A 1,608-nucleotide genomic window follows, 5' to 3' on the forward strand; every position below is an offset into this window, starting at 1 on the left:
GGCGAGCAGGGCGGTCGCCCCGCGCGGCGACACCCCGGCGCGCAGCGACGGCGCGGCCCGGGTGGCTCGGCAGACGTCGACCACGTAGCCGAGCACCGCCGGGTGCACCTGCACCGAGCGCACCTCCGCCCGGGCCCGCGCGACGTCCTCGGCACCGGCCACCGGCCGCAGCCCGGCGGCGTCCAGGTCGGAGGGGTCGAACCCCTCGGCGTGGCGGCGCAGCACCTCCAGCTCGGCCTGCCGCGGCGGCAGCTCGACCTGCACCTTCATGAGGAAGCGGTCCAGCTGGGCCTCCGGCAGCGGGTAGGTGCCCTCGTACTCCACCGGGTTCTGGGTGGCGGCGACGAGGAACGGCTCGGCCAGCCGACGCGGCTCGCCCTCGACGGTCACCTGCCGCTCCTGCATCGCCTCCAGCAGCGCGGCCTGCGTCTTGGGCGGGGTGCGGTTGATCTCGTCGGCCAGCAGCAGGTTCGTGAACACCGGCCCCTCGCGGAAGACGAACTCGGCGCTGCGGCTGTCGTAGACCAGCGAGCCGGTGATGTCGCCCGGCATCAGGTCGGGGGTGAACTGCACCCGCTTGCTGTCCAGCGCGCAGGCCGCGGCGAAGGCCCGCACCAGCAGCGTCTTCGCCGTGCCGGGGACGCCCTCGAGCAGCACGTGCCCGCGGCAGAGCAGTCCGATCAGCAGCGCGGTCACGGCCGGCTCCTGACCGACCACGGCCCGGGCCACCTCCTCCCTGACCAGCCCGAGGGCGCGGCGGGACGGGCTGGGCTGGCGGGCCGCCGGGGGAGCGGGAGGGGCGGGCTGGGTCATCGGGAGGTCCTCTCGACGGTGGTCTCGGGGGTGCGGGCAGCGGGACGGTCGGGCTCGTGCACCCGGCGCTCGACCTCGGCGAGCTGGAGCGCGAGCCGGGCCAGGGCCTCGTCGTCGGGCGGTGGCGGGCCGGTGAGCACCTCGCGCAGCCATGCCGGCTCGAGTCCGGTCGAGGCCTGCACGGTGGTGACCAGGGCGAGCGGGTCGGTCGGGCCCAGCCGGCGGGAGAGCCGGCCGACCGTGCCGGCGCGCAGCACCGCCGCGGCGTGCTCGCGGGCGCCCATCCGGTGGTAGAGCCGGCCGTGGCCGGTGACGGCCTCCCCGGCCGGCACCACCACCGGGAGCTGCTCGGACAGCACCGGTCCCAGCCGGCGTCCCCGCCAGAGCAGCAGCAGCACGAATCCGGCGGCCGCCTGCGCACCGAGCAGGGCCCACCACGGGGGCAGCAGCGAGGGCGGCCCGTCGGCCGGGTCGGCGGCGACCGGGTCCGGGTCGTTCAGCCAGACCAGGGCGGGCTGGCGCCCGAGCACCTGCATGGCGAAGGAGGCGTTGCCCTCGACCAGCAGCTCCCCGTTGGCCCATCCGGTGCCGAGGAGGTGCACGGTGGTGTCGCGGGAGGTCAGCCGGAGGTAGCGGTGGCCGGTGCCGGGGGTGGGGTAGCAGGCGGTCTCGGCGTCCTCGGCGGAGTAGCCGGGAGCCCCGGCCGCGCCGGCGGTGGTGCCCGCACGGCTGGCGGCGGGGTCTGCGCAGCCGGGCTGGTCGGCCCCGACCCCGGCGGCGTCGACCGTCCGCACC

The 1,608-nt window shown here is 77.3% G+C and carries 1 protein-coding gene and 1 pseudogene; both read right to left on the minus strand.

All coding sequences use genetic code 11. The features are described from left to right. On the minus strand, positions 1-813 hold an 813-nt coding region (locus tag DVA66_RS20195; protein ID WP_114561556.1), incomplete at its 3' end, for an AAA family ATPase. Beyond that, a pseudogene (locus DVA66_RS20200) lies at positions 810-1,608 on the minus strand (hypothetical protein); the annotation flags it as partial. The gene DVA66_RS20195 and the pseudogene DVA66_RS20200, both read right to left, overlap by 4 nt.

This window comes from Desertihabitans aurantiacus (assembly GCF_003344635.1).
Taxonomy (GTDB): Bacteria; Actinomycetota; Actinomycetes; order Propionibacteriales; family Propionibacteriaceae; genus Desertihabitans; species Desertihabitans aurantiacus.